Annotated in this window: 14 protein-coding genes; 9 read left to right on the top strand and 5 right to left on the bottom strand. The window is 54.2% G+C overall.

Going from position 1 to position 14,779, the window contains the following annotated elements; genetic code table 11:
- Window positions 1-78: 78 nt before the first annotated feature.
- From Q5741_RS11465 to hmpA, 6 genes are all read left to right on the top strand, one after another.
- Window positions 79-858, top strand: a complete 780-nt coding sequence (locus Q5741_RS11465) for an SDR family NAD(P)-dependent oxidoreductase (protein WP_305024225.1) — start codon at window positions 79-81, stop codon at window positions 856-858.
- 159 nt (window positions 859-1,017) lie between these two features.
- The gene (locus tag Q5741_RS11460) at window positions 1,018-2,349 is read left to right on the top strand and encodes a DEAD/DEAH box helicase (protein WP_305024224.1); all 1,332 of its coding nucleotides are present in this window, start codon (window positions 1,018-1,020) and stop codon (window positions 2,347-2,349) included.
- A 79-nt stretch (window positions 2,350-2,428) separates the two neighbouring features.
- Complete coding sequence (locus Q5741_RS11455) at window positions 2,429-3,175, top strand: ABC transporter ATP-binding protein (protein WP_305024316.1); 747 nt, start codon at window positions 2,429-2,431, stop codon at window positions 3,173-3,175.
- A 1-nt stretch (window position 3,176) separates the two neighbouring features.
- A complete protein-coding gene (locus Q5741_RS11450; protein ID WP_305024223.1) occupies window positions 3,177-4,403 on the top strand; it encodes an ABC transporter permease in 1,227 nt (408 codons plus the stop codon).
- A 66-nt stretch (window positions 4,404-4,469) separates the two neighbouring features.
- The gene (locus Q5741_RS11445) at window positions 4,470-4,658 is read left to right on the top strand and encodes a hypothetical protein (protein ID WP_305024222.1); all 189 of its coding nucleotides are present in this window, start codon (window positions 4,470-4,472) and stop codon (window positions 4,656-4,658) included.
- A 121-nt stretch (window positions 4,659-4,779) separates the two neighbouring features.
- Window positions 4,780-5,997 (top strand): NO-inducible flavohemoprotein, encoded by a 1,218-nt coding sequence (gene hmpA, locus Q5741_RS11440; RefSeq protein ID WP_305024221.1) that lies wholly within the window; start codon window positions 4,780-4,782, stop codon window positions 5,995-5,997.
- 46 nt (window positions 5,998-6,043) lie between these two features.
- On the opposite strand, the gene Q5741_RS11435 is transcribed toward hmpA, so the two are convergent.
- Window positions 6,044-6,559, bottom strand: a complete 516-nt coding sequence (locus Q5741_RS11435; protein WP_305024220.1) for a Crp/Fnr family transcriptional regulator — start codon at window positions 6,557-6,559, stop codon at window positions 6,044-6,046.
- Window positions 6,560-6,760: 201 nt separating this feature from the next.
- Complete coding sequence (locus Q5741_RS11430) at window positions 6,761-7,615, bottom strand: SDR family oxidoreductase (RefSeq protein ID WP_305024219.1); 855 nt, start codon at window positions 7,613-7,615, stop codon at window positions 6,761-6,763.
- 309 nt (window positions 7,616-7,924) lie between these two features.
- Between Q5741_RS11430 and Q5741_RS11425 the strand changes: the two genes are divergently transcribed.
- On the top strand, window positions 7,925-9,553 hold the full coding sequence (locus Q5741_RS11425) for a response regulator (RefSeq protein WP_305024218.1): 1,629 nt from the start codon (window positions 7,925-7,927) through the stop codon (window positions 9,551-9,553).
- Between the two features lie 114 nt (window positions 9,554-9,667).
- Here Q5741_RS11425 and Q5741_RS11420 read toward each other — a convergent pair whose 3' ends face one another.
- From Q5741_RS11420 to Q5741_RS11410, 3 genes are all read right to left on the bottom strand, one after another.
- A complete protein-coding gene (locus Q5741_RS11420) occupies window positions 9,668-9,781 on the bottom strand; it encodes a YjcZ family sporulation protein (protein WP_305024217.1) in 114 nt (37 codons plus the stop codon).
- A gap of 153 nt (window positions 9,782-9,934) precedes the next feature.
- Window positions 9,935-11,233: an aminotransferase class I/II-fold pyridoxal phosphate-dependent enzyme gene (locus Q5741_RS11415; RefSeq protein ID WP_305024216.1), complete on the bottom strand. Its 1,299-nt coding sequence runs from the start codon at window positions 11,231-11,233 to the stop codon at window positions 9,935-9,937.
- A gap of 238 nt (window positions 11,234-11,471) precedes the next feature.
- Window positions 11,472-12,092, bottom strand: a complete 621-nt coding sequence (locus Q5741_RS11410) for a pyridoxamine 5'-phosphate oxidase family protein (RefSeq protein WP_305024215.1) — start codon at window positions 12,090-12,092, stop codon at window positions 11,472-11,474.
- A gap of 202 nt (window positions 12,093-12,294) precedes the next feature.
- Here Q5741_RS11410 and pdxR point away from each other — a divergent pair, with 202 nt between their 5' ends.
- A complete protein-coding gene (pdxR, locus tag Q5741_RS11405) occupies window positions 12,295-13,761 on the top strand; it encodes a MocR-like pyridoxine biosynthesis transcription factor PdxR (protein ID WP_305024214.1) in 1,467 nt (488 codons plus the stop codon).
- A 73-nt stretch (window positions 13,762-13,834) separates the two neighbouring features.
- Window positions 13,835-14,620 carry an AraC family transcriptional regulator gene (locus Q5741_RS11400; RefSeq protein WP_305024213.1) on the top strand — a complete coding sequence of 262 codons (786 nt, stop codon included), beginning with the start codon at window positions 13,835-13,837 and terminating at the stop codon, window positions 14,618-14,620.
- Window positions 14,621-14,779 lie beyond the last annotated feature (159 nt).

Here is a 14,779-nt window from a genome sequence, read left to right as displayed (position 1 = left end):
ATTTCACAAAATATATATTATGGTTATAATACATTTGTGGATGGATTCTAGCTCCATATGATTAAGGGAGGTCTGAATGTGGTTGACCTGAAAGACCGTGTTGTGTTTATTACCGGAGCATCGAGCGGAATCGGCGCTTTGAGTGCGTCCATGCTGCAGGAGAAGGGAGCGATTCCGATCCTGGCTGCGCGTTCGCGTGAGAAGCTGGAGAAGATCAGCCAAACACTGCAGGGTCCGCATGAGATCAAAGTGCTGGATGTGACGGACAGTGAGCAGGTGGAGCGGGTGTTCGCCGACGTCTATCAAAAGTACGGGCGAATCGACATTCTTTTGAATAATGCAGGCTACGGCAAGTTTGAATATGCGACTGAAATGAGCGTCACGGAATTTGAAGATATGATGGATGTTAATTACATGGGACTGGTGCGCTGCACCAAGCAGGTTCTTCCGCACATGATCGAGCAGCGTTACGGTCAGATTGTGAATGTGGCCTCTATGGCAGGCAAGATCGGCACAGCCAAATCAGCCTCCTACACGGCGACCAAGCATGCGGTGCTGGGATTCAGCAATGCACTTCGTCAGGAGCTGCGCGGGACAGGCATTACCGTGACGACGATTAATCCGGGACCGATTGACACCCCGTTTTTTGAGATGGCTGACCCTTCCGGAAATTACGTGAATAATGTGAAGTGGATGCTCATGAAGCCGGAAAGTGTGTCAGGTCATATTGTGAAAGCGATTGAGAAACGCAAGGAAGAAGTGAACCTGCCCCGTCTGGCTTCGGCAGGGGTCTGGCTGTACCAGCTGTTCCCCCGCTTGGCAGACAGGCTGACACAGGGAATCATGAGTCAAAAGTAACGCCGGCTTGCACAAGCCGGTTTTTTTGTGCTCTGCCGAAGCCAGGAAAGCGATGGATGATTTGGTGGATGTGGTGTTTTCGCATATAATGAAGATTAACGATGATTAATAAGAGCCTGCTTCAGAACAAAGACTGCAGGCTGAAAAGGATGGACAACCATGAATGCTAACTTTCAATCGCTCGGTGTAGATGCGGCCCTCGTATCCAAGCTGTCCGAGCATGGTATTAACGAACCTTCACCCGTACAGGCGGAGAGCATCCCCGCTATTCTGGAAGGTAAAGATGTAATCGCTCAATCCCAGACCGGCAGCGGCAAAACACTCGCTTATCTGCTGCCGCTGCTGCAGAATATGGATACTGATTCCAGAGCAACCCAGAAGCTGATTCTGGCGCCAACCCAGGAGCTGGCCATGCAGATCGTACGCGAGGGCCAGCGGTATGGAGAGGGTCTCGGTATACGTGTACTGGGGCTCATTGGCGGAGCTGCGGCCAAGCGCCAGATTGAGAAGCTGCGCGAGCATCCCCAGCTGGTAGTAGGCACACCCGGCCGTGTGCGTGAGCTGATTGCCCTGCGCAAGCTGAAGATGCATACCGTGACTACGCTCGTTATTGATGAGGTCGATCAGGTGTTCCAGCTCGGCGGCGCTGCCGACGTACAGCATATCCTGCGCAGCACGATGCGTGAACGCCAGCTGGTGTTCCTGTCCGCCACGATGAATGATGACACGCGGGCTTTGTCCCAGCAAGAAATGAAGAACCCGGTGGAGGTCGGTATTAAGCCTGACCAGAAGACAGCGGCCGGTCTGGAGCATTTGTATTTTGTAACTGAAGAACGGGAAAAGATTGATACACTGCGCCGTCTGGTACGCCATTATAATCCGGACCGTGCGATTGTATTCGTGAACAACACCGATGATATTGGTGAAGTGGAAGCGAAGATGAACCATGTGGGTCTGAATGCAGCTGCCCTGTACGGAGATGCCGATAAGGTGACCCGCAGCCGGGTGCTGTCCCAGTTCCGTGATGGTAAAATCCAGCTGCTCGTTGCCAGTGATGTTGCCGCACGCGGCCTTGATATTGAGGGACTGGGCTGTGTCATTAACTATGATCCGGCAACGGACTCGGAGCACTATGTGCATCGTGCAGGCCGTACAGGCCGCATGGGCCGTTCTGGCCTGGTTCTGTCCATTGTGACTGACCGCGAGACGTTCATTATGCGTAAATTTGCCCGCGAGTTGAATACGGATCTTCAAGAACGAACCTTATTCGCCGGAAAAGTGCTGGAGAAGCAGGGCGGCAGCGGACCACGTGGGCCGCGCAGCAGTAAACCGCGCCAGGTCAGCAAGTCTGGGGCGGGAAGCGCGCGTACCAGCGGGAACAGCCGTACCGGCCAGGGTGCAGGTATGCAGGACCGCAAACGCGATAAGGAACGTGACCGCAAAAACAAAGGGGCGCCCAAGTGGCTGAAAGACAAGCAGTCGCGTGACTAGGACAGCCATGGCCTGACCCTGCGGTGCAGACCGGGGTTCAGGCGCATCAAACGAAATGGCTTGGAAAGAGGGGATCGGAATGGAGCAGACATCCGTGCTGCAAATTGATGGATTGAGCGGAGGCTACAGCGCCAAAAAGCCTGTGCTGCACAATATTACCTTTGATGTTCAGCCGGGGGAGATGTTGGGGCTGATCGGACTCAACGGGGCCGGCAAAAGCACCACCATGAAGCATATCCTTGGTCTGATGAATCCGCAGCAGGGTCAGATCCGGGTGTTGGGGAATAAGCGGGAAGAGAATACAGAGGCTTATCAGAGCTCGATTGCTTTTGTCCCGGAATCACCTGAACTGTACGACGAAATGACCGTGATGGAGCATCTGGAATTTACGGCGCGTGCGTACAGCGTGAAAGAACAGGATTTCCGGGAACGGGCAGATAAGCTTCTTGATCTGTTCCGGATGAGAGAGAAGAGCAGCAGCCTGTCCACGCATCTCTCCAAGGGGATGCGCCAGAAGGTTATGATTATGTGTGCATTTATGGCCGGGCCGCCGCTTTATATTATTGATGAGCCCTTTCTCGGCCTGGACCCGCTGGGGATCCGCTCTCTGCTGGATTTTATGATGGAAATCAAGACCTCCGGCTCAAGTATCCTGCTCAGCTCACACATTCTGTCTACCATTGAAAATTATTGCGACCGGTTCATTGTCCTTCATCGCGGCGAAGTTATCGTGCAGGGCAGCCTGGAACAGATTCGTGCACAGACAGGACAGCAGGGCGTACCGCTGGAACAAATATTCTACAATCTAGTGCAAGGCAGGGATTAATATGGATCTGCTCAAGCTTCGCCGTGAACGGCGTGCCGCCTTCTGGGGGCAGGTCGTTCCCTATCTGGGATATGTATTCCAGAGCGGGGTAGCCGTCGTGTTCCTATTCCTGCTCATTGCTTTCTCGGCCTGGTATACATCCTTTGTACAGCATCTTCCCGCCAACCTGCCGATCCGCTGGATCATGCTGGTACTGTTGGCCCTGCCCATCATCTTCAGTACAGTAAGAACTTATGTCCAGAAGGCAGACATCATTTTTCTGCGTCCGCTGGAATATCATATGCGATCGTATCTGCAGGGGGCCTGGATCAGTGGTGTGACGTACAAAATGGTTGGTCTGCTCATTTTGCTGATCCTGCTCTGGCCGATGTACATCCGGGCTGATGCTGATTCCAAGCCGCTGCTGCTGACAGCCGTCATCCTGATCCTTATTAAGCTGCTGTGCAGCTACGGGGGATGGCAGGAGCAGCGGATGACACTGCGGGCAACCGCGGCCGGATACCGGCTGCTTCGCTGGGCTGTAGGGCTGCTGGCGATTGCAGCCTGGCTGTGGCAGCCGCCGCTGCGCAGTCTGCCCTTCCTGGTGCTGCTGGCGGCCGCATATGCCGCCGCGCTGCGGGCGCCCGCCAAGCAGCCGGTGCCCTGGGAGAATCTCATTGACACGGAGAAGGCCCAGGCCGGCCGTGTCATGCGGACGCTCGGCTGGTTCGTGGATGTCCCGGCGCTGGGCCAGCGGGTGAAGAACCGCCGCTGGCTGGCAGGTCTAGGACGCAATCTGCCTTGGGAGCGCCGTGCTGCCTACCGCTATCTTCTGATGAAGACCTTTGCGCGTACGGAAGCGGCAGGCATCATTGTACGCCTGGTTGTACTCGGGTTGATTCTAACCGTGCTGACCGCTTCAAGCTGGTTTGGTAATGTAATCTATGTCTTCTTCGTATTTCTGATTGGCGTACAGCTGGCGACGCTGCGACGTCCCCATGCGGAATCGTTCTGGCTGCAGTTGTATCCGATCCCTGCTAATATGCGGCGCAGTCAATTTCTGACTTTTATGTTCCAGATACAGCTGCCTGTGGCCATCCTGCTCTTTCTTCCTCTGCTGCTGGGAGGCACAGACCGAATGGGGGCCGCTGCGGCCTCGCTGATCGCTGCTGTGCTGCTGGTCATTCTGTTCCGACAGGCACAAGGCAAGAAGTGGGACCGCGAAGTGAACGGGGAAGACTATATTTAATAAAATAGGACAGATGACCAACCTTGATCTTGTGGGGTTGGTCATTTTTTTAGGAGGAGATGTGAAGTGAAAGGACTGCTGCCAGTGGTTTCTTTAATCATCATTGTTTTCAGTTATGTGTTTATGTATTTTTTAATAGAGATTATAAATAAGCAGGCGGCTCGAAAAGCACGTATCTGGACAAGCATGCTTCACACTCGTTGTGACTGCCGTATTATTTATCTTTCTATTCGCGAACCAGCTGATTTAGTTTGAATGGGCAATCGTGAGGTTTGTCACGATTCCTTCCTTTTTAGAGTGATCGAAATCACAAGACAGGGATGTCCTGTTCTCTATACTTGGAAGCAGATCCAAGAGAGAAGGGACGATGTTCAACATGTTAAACCAGCATACGATTGATGTCATCAAATCAACAGTTCCGGTATTGGAAGTCCACGGTACGGCGATTACTACCACATTCTATCAACGCATGTTTGCGGCTCATCCCGAGCTGCTGAATATATTTAATCACGCAAACCAGAAGCAGGGGCGTCAGCAGGCGGCCCTTGCCAACGCGGTCTATGCAGCTGCCAAGCATATCGACCAGCTTGAGAATATACTTCCTGTCGTCAAACAGATTGCCCACAAGCACCGCAGCCTTGGCATTAAGCCTGAGCACTATCCGATCGTAGGGGAGCATCTGCTCGCGGCGATCGCTGAGGTGCTGGGAGATGCGGCGACCGATGAAATCCTTCAGGCGTGGACCGATGCCTATGGTGTCATTGCGGACGCCTTCATTGGGGTCGAGGCCGGGATGTATGAAGAAGCCCGTACACAAAAGGGCGGTTGGGAAGGGTTCCGTTCCTTTCGGGTTGAGCGCAAGGTAAGAGAGAGCGAAATGATTACCTCTTTTTATCTCGTACCCGCAGACGGCGGAGTGCTCGCTTCGTTTCAGCCCGGGCAGTATATCAGTGTGAAGATCTTCATTCCGGGCGAAGCCTATACCCATCTTCGTCAGTACAGTCTGTCAGATTCACCGGATCGGCCTTATTACCGGATTTCGGTCAAGAGGGAAGATGCCAGAGGCGAACGTCCTGCAGGTAAAGTCTCAACCTATCTGCATGAACAAGTTCAGGAGGGGGATGTACTGGAGCTGTCTGCTCCGGCAGGCGAGTTTGTGCTGGATGAGCAGGATACTCGTCCGGTTGTGTTTATCAGCGGCGGTGTAGGCCTTACTCCAATGGTGAGTATGTTCAATACGCTGGCGAAGCGGTCACCAGAGCGTCCGGCGGTGTTCCTCCATGCCGCGCAGAACAGCCAGTATCACGCCATGCGTGAAGCGGTAGAGCAGCTGGTGTCCGGCAAGGAACATTCTCTGGCTCAATGGGTGTACACCTCCCCTACCGAAGAGGATCGTGCTGCCGCCAGCTATCATAAAGAGGGTTACATGGATCTGGAGTGGCTGCGCAGTGTAGTGCCAAACCGCGATGCCGTTTTCTACTTCTGTGGTCCGGTACCGTTCATGCGGACAATTAATCAGGCACTTCATGAATGGGGAGTGCCGGAGAAGGATATTCATTTTGAATTTTTCGGTCCCGCCGCGGCATTAAACTAACGAATACCAACAAGCCAGCTCTTTCGGGAGCTGGCTTGTTGGTGCGTTATGAGGTTGTACCGGGATTCCGCTGTGCACGCAGCAGACGATTTACCGTCTCCCGCCGCAGTCCGATGAACTGGCCGATCTCATCCTGGGTCAGCACTTCGGTCATGGAGGCGGGGGAAACATACGTCTCGAACCAGACTTGAAATTTCCGCAGCTTCTCGGCCGGTGTAATCTCCGTCAGCTGATCGATGCGCTGCTGCATCATTCGCAGCTTATCCTGCAGCTGCAGCGCAATGGTCCTGCTCAGCTCTGGCTCCTGCTCCAGCCGTTCGTACCAGGCTGCGGCAGGCAGGATGTCAATTTCACTGGTGACGAGAGCAACGGCCGTACCATAATACGGCTTAGGGCTCATCAGTGAATGGTGGGGGATCGTTTCGCCGGGAAGAATCAGATTCACGAGGATCGAGCCGCCGTCCGCGTGAACTCTTATGATTTTGAGCATCCCGCTCTTCAGATGGTACAGCGGCCCGCTCTCCCCTTGACGGAAGAGGGTCTCTCCTTTATGTAACAGCAATGGCAGGACACTCCTTTTCGCAGCCGAATGGAATCTGCACATTCAAGTCCAGATCCCCGGCTAACCTGTTGTTCAGCAGCTAAAGGGAGCGGCTTACGCTCTAACATTGGCTTGTGCCGGCAGCTGCGGGTTTATCTTTTCTTGATTATACAGCAATCCCTGCGGGACTGCTGTCTAGCTGCCGGGAGAGCGGTGAAAGTGCTAAACTCCGGAATAAGCCATAAAGCCGCCATCCACCGGGATAAAAGCACCGGTCACGAAGCCGGAAGCCTCGTCGTCTGCCAGCCACAGCATGGTGCCGAGCAGATCCTCCGGTTTGCCGAAGCGGCGCATCGGGGTATGGCTGATGATCTTGCGGGAACGGTCGGTCAGGCTGCCGTCCTGATGGGTGAGCAGCTCGCGGTTCTGTTCCGTTAGGAAGAAACCTGGAGCCAAAGCATTTACCCGAATGCCCGATTCGGCCAGGTGGACAGCCAGCCACTGTGTCAGGTTGTTAATGCCCGCCTTCGCTGCACTGTAGGCCGGGACCTTCGTCATTGGTGAAGGTGCGCTCATCGAGGACAGATTGATAATACTGCCTCCGCCATGCTGGATCATTCGGCGGCTGAATAGCTGCGTTGGGATGAGTGTACCCGTCAGATTCAAGTCCAGCACCTCACGGAATCCATCCACTGACAGATCGAAGAAGGTCTTATGATCGTGAGCTTCCAGATCTTCCGTACGAAACGTCTCCTGCGTCGTATTGGCGCTGGCCCGGTTGCCGCCGGCCCCATTGATCAGGATCCGGCACGGACCGAGCTGGTCGAAAATGTGCTGCTCAGCTTCGGTTACACTGGCCGGGTCCGTCACATCACAGGAGACGGCGATGGCTGTGCCGCCAGCCGTGTTGATGTCGGCAGCAAGCTGCTCGCCCTTGGACCGGGTGCGGTTCAGAATGGCGACCTTGGTACCCTGGCTTGCCAGCTCGCGGGCCATGGCGGAGCACAAGACACCGGATCCGCCGGTAATGGCAGCCACTTTTCCCTGCAGGGATGCATGTTGAGGCAGTTGGTTCATAAATGATTCCTCCTTGGCAGTTAGGTTTGCCGGTATTTTAGATAGCGCTTTCAAATCATTCTTGTAGATAATGCTATCACATGGTGGAGGCAAGGGGAACCGGAGAGGACAAAAAGAGCCTGCTTTTACATTCGGCACCTTAATAACCCAGTATATACCATTTGGAGGATTGACATTTCGCCTATTGAAAGTGACAATAAAACCATGAAATGAAAACGGTTACTTTTCGTTCAACATGAGCCGATTGAGCGGGTTTTCTTAAATAAAGCGTCTGGACTTGGATCACATTGGGATGAGGAGGAAGACGTCATGCAGCTGCACCGTGCAATTCTGGTGGACGATGAGGTATATACACGCAAAGGGCTGCTCAAGCTGATGGACTGGGAGAGCTGCGGCTTTGAGGTTATTGGTGAAGCGGATGATGGAGAAGATGCCTTGGAGCTGATTCATGCTCTTCAGCCGGACCTCGTGATTACGGATATCCGCATGCCGGTCCTGGATGGATTGGAGCTGATCGGCAAGGCAGCAGTGGACAACATACACAGTCCCGAATTTGTCATTATCAGCGGATATAATGATTTTAATTACGCAAAGCAGGCTATTCGTTATGGAGTCCATGATTTTATTCTCAAGCCGGTGGATGACGAAGAGCTGTCGGCAGCCCTCAACCGGTTAAATCACCGGCTGACGGAGGCAAAGGAGCGACAGAACCGCCAGGTACGGCTATCTAGCGGTACGCTCAAGGAAGAGATTATTATGGGCCGGGCCGATGCCGGGTTTATCCGGCAGTGGGAAGAGAAGCTGATGCTTCGGGCCGACGAGCCATTATATTATGTGTTATTGGAACTGAATGACCAGCATCCTTGGCACGCAAGGGGTCATTGTACGCTGCAGCAATTCAGGGAATATGCGGAACAGGTGCTGCGTAGTTTGACTGATGCCCACTTCCCGCTCTATGTGCATGAGCATCGCAGCAGGCTGGGGATTTTGATCTCAGATCAACTGTTAACAGCTGCAGGGAAAAGCCTGAGCGTGCTGGGGGAAAGGATGGTGTCCCGACTGGAAGCACTGCTCCCGGGGAGGAGAATATTCGTCTATATGGGCCAACCGGTGAGGAGGCTGTCCGATCTCCGGCTATCTTATGAGCGTGCAGTTGAGATGCTGGCCTATAAATATATGTATGAGTCCACTGGTGTTGTCCCGGGACATGAGAAGCCAGGTAAGGAACCGCAGTACGTCATGACAAGTCAGGCGCACATTGATTCCATCATTGAACGAATCGAAGAGACGAACAGAGCTGAAATGGAGTTAGCGATTCATATTCTTTTTACCACATTCCAGGAGCAGGGATATGCCCCTGAAGCCGTCAAAATGAACATCCACCGCTGCGTGCTTGGTGTCCAGGAGGTCATCCGCAGCATGGGCGGCGGCGAGCAGCCGCTGGCGGCGGCAGAACGGCTGCTCGGCTGGCATGATCTGAACCTGTCGCTGGGTGAGTTAAAGCGGCTGTTTATCGGCTTTGCCGTAGAGAGCAGTCATGAAATTGTGAAGCTGCGAAGGGAGCGGCAGCGGGGCGGAATCCACCAGATCCGTGAATATATTGAAGAACACTATAGCGAGAATATCAGCCTAAAAAGCATGGCGGCGCGTTTTTATATGAACCCGGTATATCTGGGACAGCTGTTTAAGAAAACATACGGGACTTACTTTAACGACTACCTGCTGCAGCTGCGGATGACGGAAGCCAAGCGGCTGCTGCGGCAAAGTGATCTGCGCATTTATGAAGTTGCTGAACGGGTCGGTTTCTGCAATGCAGACTATTTCGTCACCCAATTCGAGAAGCTGGAGCAGCTGAAGCCGAGTGAATACCGGAGCCGTATGCAGCAGGTGCCGCAGTCGAGCGGCGTTCAGGGGGCTTATGAAATACCTCCATTATAAGACGTGAAAATGGCATGGAGCGGATTGTGAAGACGAGACAAGCTGCCGCCGAACAGACAAAAAAAGTCCCGGCCGATACGGCACGGGACCTCTTTCATATCCTGCTGCTGATCCTTAGATGAAGAAAGTTTTAGTGATGATAACCAACAGGATGAAGAGAACCAGGATGACACCTGCACTTGTGTAGCCTGCGTATCCATATCCGCCTCTTACTTCTTCTGCTCCCATGTTCATTCCCCTTTCGAACTTGGTGTTGGTCGTACACCGTATATTATGAGACCAGGGGCTTTCGTGCTTGGGCTGAAGTGGAGAGGACGTTAGATTAAAAATGCTCTTTACCCATAAAGGCAAAGAGCACTTAATAATTCCATTCGTGATGGCTTAGCTGCTGCGCAGATCCTGTACACCCTGATAAATCAGGTTAAACAGATCCTCCAGATTGTCTTCTGCAATACAGGAGAATGCGATCCGCAGGTCGGTTTCGCCGAGGGCAATGGTGCCAACACCATACTGGTTCAGCAGGTGGGTACGAAGCTGCTCAGCATTAGCATCCTTCAGCTTCAGGCACATAAAGTAACCGGAGTTAAACGGATAGTACTCCCATGCGCCTTCATATTGGCCGCTGTCGAGCAGGGCCTTGACCTTGTTCGCCCGGCCTTTCATGACCTCAAATTTCTCTTCCTGCTGTGGTCTGAAATCTTCGGACTTCAGAGCATCCAGCACGAAGGTCTGCGAAGGATGCGGACCGCTGGAGATTGTCGCGCGGATGATGCCCAGTGTCTTCTGCTCCAGAGCGGTCAGAACCTCCTGGCTGTCCGAAGCATAGGTGATGAAGCCGACGCGGAAGCCCCAGACATATTCCTCTTTGGTTGCCCCGTCCACTTTGATCGCCAGCACACGCGGATGCAGGCCGGCCAGACGGCCGAAGAGGGATTCCGTTAATGAATTTTCAAAAAAGAGTCCGAAATAAGCATCATCTGTCACGACCACGACGTTAATGCCGGCTTCGGCTGCATCGCGGATCGCGGAGACGATGGCTTCACCTTCCTCGGCGCCCGGTGTATATCCGGTCGGGTTGTTCGGGAAGTTCAACAGGACAATCGCCTTGCCGCTGTCCTTCTGGTTCAGGAGCGCCTCGCGCAGTCCGTCGCTGTTAAATTTCATATCGGCGGTGAACAGCGGATAATTCACGAGACGGCCATGACGGCGAATGCCGAAGGTCAGCTCATAGTTCTCCCAGTTCTTGTCCGGATAGATGACAGCGTCCCCTTCATTCACGAACAGATCGGCCACAATGCTGAGACCATGGGTAAGAGCGTTCGTTACAATAGGGTTGCCGAAGGAACGGTCAGCCAGTGTCGGGTTCTCATTCAGCATCTTGCTGCGCCATACGGCGCGGAGCTCCGGTTTGCCGGCAGGCGGTGCATATGGATAAAGATCCTGCGGCCGGTATGCTGACAGCTTTTCCTGAATGACGTTCAGGTGCATAGGCCCGCCGTTCTCGGTTGCGATACCGATGGTGGCATTGTACTTCTTGGCCAGGGTGCCGGCTTCAGCAGATTGGCTCAGGATCCCTTCTTTTGGAAAATAGATCTCTCTTCCGAGGGGTGACAGCATGTCGAACACATGTTGATTTCCAGCCTGAATGCTTTGATTCAACTGTCCAGCCAGTGGGTTCATGGTTTCCATCCTTCCAAGTCATGTTAGACATTTTCAAGTGCAGTCCGGAAGGCGTGCCCGGTCATGCTGGATCAGGCTTCATCTTTCCGATTTCTGCTGGATAACATTATAGCACTTCACCCCTATGCCGTCACGCATAACGGATGTATTATTCCTCGAATCGAACTATTTGCAGCAGCTAACCTGTTATATACGAAAATTATAAGAGGAAAAATGATATATTGTTCGTGTGTAAAAGTTATTCCTTAGCATGAAAAGGGCAGAATTGGCGCATAAGCCTGGCGGTTTCCATATCCTTACCCCGTGCCCGCTCCTCCAGCTGACTAGCGATCTGCTCTCTGGCTTCCGTCTTCAGATTCTGGCCAAATTTGAACTTGGCGCTGATCCGTTCTGGCACAATGGCGACGACAGATACGCTTTTGAGCCTAGGGGCATATCGGCTGTCCGAAGCATCGATCGGGGCATAGCCGCCCTCAGGCTGCAGTTTGGCCATAAACAGACCCAGCGCGTGGGCTTTCTCGGCAGCATCCTGAACCGGACGGGCTGTGCCAACGGCCGCTACGCTCTTGAAGTAGGAGGTAGCCGGACAAGCCATCTCTGGATCGCTGTAATACGAAGGAATCAGCGAGAACTCCTCGGCTACGGTGAAGCTGACACGGTCATGGCTGCGGATGTTTTTCATTTTCTCACCAGCCAGGCTGCCGTGAAAGTAGAAAATCCCCTGGTCGTAGACAAAGTTAAGCGGGGTTACGCGGGGTTCGCCGTCAGGGGTGACGGTTCCCAGAAAACCAAAGGTTTGTTCCTGCAAAAAAGCCGTTAGTTCTTGTTCCTCTTCCATACTGAATTCCTGTCTTCTCAATTAAGACCACTCCCTTGTTCTCTTTGCTCCTGCCGGGTAGGGTCATTGTAAGAGTTATATTGACATGAAATAAGATCCAATTTAGATTATTTTTATTGGTCCATTTTCTACGTATTGCATAAATCTTCGTGCTGTACTCATCATGAGCGAATCCAATGATCTAAAATGCTCGAATCAGGCAGTGGAGGGAGGGGGAACAGGCATGCAGCTGATGTTTCCGCTGGAGACTTATACCGAGAAACACCGATACAAATATCTGGCTCTGTATCATGCCATCCGCGATGCTATTCATGGCGGGATGCTGACTGGTGGTACCCGCCTGCCTTCATCCCGCTGGCTGGCCGGCCAGTACGGACTGTCCCGGGGCTCGGTAGCCGAGGCTTACGAGATGCTGCGGGCAGATGGATATATCCGCTCGGATGTAGGCCGCGGCACATTCATATCGGCTGAGATCACGCCTTCTTCTTTAGAAGCTCGCGCTGAGGGAGCAGCGATCCTGCTGTCTCCCTGGGGGGAGCGGCTGCTGCAGATGTCACGCGCCAGCCGCAGCCCGTTCCCGTACTTGGACAGAGAACAGGGCATGAACCATCAGGAGCTAATCTCCTTCGGCATCGAACGGATGCCGGAAGATCACTTTCCGATGGCTGCGTGGAATCGCGCTCTGCGGGCAGCGGCCCGAGAGCTGGGGACAGAGAATGAACGGGATCCGGCTGGCGACAGGGAGCTCCGGGAGGTGCTGGCCCGTCATCTCCAGCAGAGCCGCGGGATCCGGGCGGATGCTGAGCAGTTGGTTCTCTTCAGCGGCTCGATGCAGAGCATTGCGCTGCTGGCCCAGCTGCTTGTTCATCCGGGACGCCAGGTCATTACCGAGGATCCCGGCTATCAGGGCATTGTACGGGCGGTAACAGCCAGCGGCGGACAGATCTCCGCGGCGAGGCTGGATGACAAAGGTATTATTCCCGCGGACTGGGATGCCAGTCTGCTGTTCGTCACGCCGGCCCGCCAGTTTCCGAGCGGGACTGTACTGAGCCTGGCCCGCCGGCGTGAACTCCTGGCCTGGGCGTCCCGCCGGCAGGCTGTCATTGTCGAAGACAATTATGACAGCGAGCTGCGCTGGGGAGGCCGGCCGATGGAGCCGCTGAAGGCGCTGGATACGGAAGAGCGGGTCATCACCATCGGCTCGTTCTCGAAGACGATGTACGCCGGCTTCCGGCTCGGGTATGCCGTGCTGCCGCGATCACTTATGCAGCCGGTCATCACCGCCAAAGCGCTGTATGACCCGCTGCCGCCGGGGCTGCTGGAGCAGCGCGCACTGGCGCGCTTCATGGCGCATGGCGATTACGCCAGGCATCTGCGGCGGATCACGCGCCTCTACGGTGCCCGCTGCATCTGTCTGCAGCAGGCCCTGAACAGGCAGGTCGGCGGCTTGTTCGACCTGCAGCCGAGCGACGCAGGGCTGCATCTCTATGCCCGCTGGCTCGGACCGCCGGACCAGTACGCGGCCTTCCGGCAGGCCGCAGTAAGGCACGGCGTGTCGTTCCGGGACGCGGGCGAATTCGCGCTCGCGGATATCCCCCCGGCGGCTTGCTTCGGATTCGCTCATCTGGAAGAGGAGCAGATTGAAGAGGGGGCCCGCCGGCTGGCTGCGGCTTGGAAGAGCCTACAGTAGACGGTTGGAGGGACACATGCTTAATTGAAAGATTCTGCAAATGCAACAGACATTCAACTCAGGAGGCGAAGGTATGCTTAATGCGTCACCGGCATCATTTGTCCAGCTCCCGGCCTTTGCCAAGATTGTCTGCGAGCCGGGATGGAAATGGCAGAAGCGGGAGAAGCCGATGCCGAATTATGACCTGTTCTATGTATGGAGCGGTGAGGGAACTGTGGTGGTTAATGATGTGCCGTTTGCTGTACAGAAGGGCAGCTGCTTTCTCTTCCGGCCGGGCGATCATACACATGCTACGCACAACCCGCAGAAACCGCTGGTCATTACATATATTCATTTTGACGTGACAGAACCAGTGGAAGATATTCCGGAACCGTACCGGGTGCTGGAGGATGCATTCGAATTCGAGCACATGCTGTCACGCTGCGTACGGCTGGGGCTTGACCAGCCCTATGGAGCTGCGGAGGAGGTGCAGCTGCTGCTGAAGCAGATGATGATCTGTCTGCTGCGGAATGACCGGGAATTTCCGGTAGAGCGTAAGGTAACCCATCAGCTGACAGAAGCGCTGCTGGAGGTTGCCAATTATGTGCGTCTGCATCCCGGTCTGCCGCACAGGGTGCAGGATCTGGCCGGACGGGCGGGACTCTCACCGCGTTATTTCTCGGTCCGGTTCAAAGAGCTGATTGGCATGCCGGTACAGACTTACATTATCCAGAAGCGGATCGAACGTGCCCAGCACATGCTGCAGCATGCAGGGATGAATGTCACGGAGGTGGCAGAAGCTCTCGGTTACCGGGATATTTTCTTCTTCAGCCGCCAGTTCAAACAGCATACGGGCAAGAGCCCGTCGGAGATCCGTTAGAATTGGTTAAAATAGAAACGACCTCCTCCGGTGGCAAGCTGAATTGTTTCATGGGATGAACACGGGGGTAAAATCTCTCTATGCTTGTCACGTTGGTATACATACTGAGGTATAGACACAGAGGTATGAGTACGGGACAAGTGAAAGAGAGGAGGGTCT

The organism is Paenibacillus lacisoli, from assembly GCF_030580655.1.
GTDB lineage: Bacteria > Bacillota > Bacilli > Paenibacillales > Paenibacillaceae > Paenibacillus > Paenibacillus lacisoli.
Note: the sequence above shows the minus strand (reverse complement) of the source record. Positions and strands in the feature narration are given on the sequence as shown.

Excerpts from the sequence above, each read along its gene's own strand:
- Q5741_RS11460 (WP_305024224.1), top strand. The coding sequence starts at position 1,018 with ATGAATGCTAACTTTCAATCGCTCGGTGTAGATGCGGCCCTCGTATCC.
- Q5741_RS11455 (WP_305024316.1), top strand. The coding sequence starts at position 2,429 with ATGGAGCAGACATCCGTGCTGCAAATTGATGGATTGAGCGGAGGCTAC.
- Q5741_RS11450 (WP_305024223.1), top strand. The coding sequence starts at position 3,177 with ATGGATCTGCTCAAGCTTCGCCGTGAACGGCGTGCCGCCTTCTGGGGG.
- hmpA (WP_305024221.1), top strand. The coding sequence starts at position 4,780 with ATGTTAAACCAGCATACGATTGATGTCATCAAATCAACAGTTCCGGTA.
- Q5741_RS11430 (WP_305024219.1), bottom strand. The coding sequence starts at position 7,615 with ATGAACCAACTGCCTCAACATGCATCCCTGCAGGGAAAAGTGGCTGCC.
- Q5741_RS11425 (WP_305024218.1), top strand. The coding sequence starts at position 7,925 with ATGCAGCTGCACCGTGCAATTCTGGTGGACGATGAGGTATATACACGC.
- Q5741_RS11420 (WP_305024217.1), bottom strand. The coding sequence starts at position 9,781 with ATGGGAGCAGAAGAAGTAAGAGGCGGATATGGATACGCAGGCTACACA.
- Q5741_RS11415 (WP_305024216.1), bottom strand. The coding sequence starts at position 11,233 with ATGAACCCACTGGCTGGACAGTTGAATCAAAGCATTCAGGCTGGAAAT.
- pdxR (WP_305024214.1), top strand. The coding sequence starts at position 12,295 with ATGCAGCTGATGTTTCCGCTGGAGACTTATACCGAGAAACACCGATAC.
- Q5741_RS11400 (WP_305024213.1), top strand. The coding sequence starts at position 13,835 with ATGCTTAATGCGTCACCGGCATCATTTGTCCAGCTCCCGGCCTTTGCC.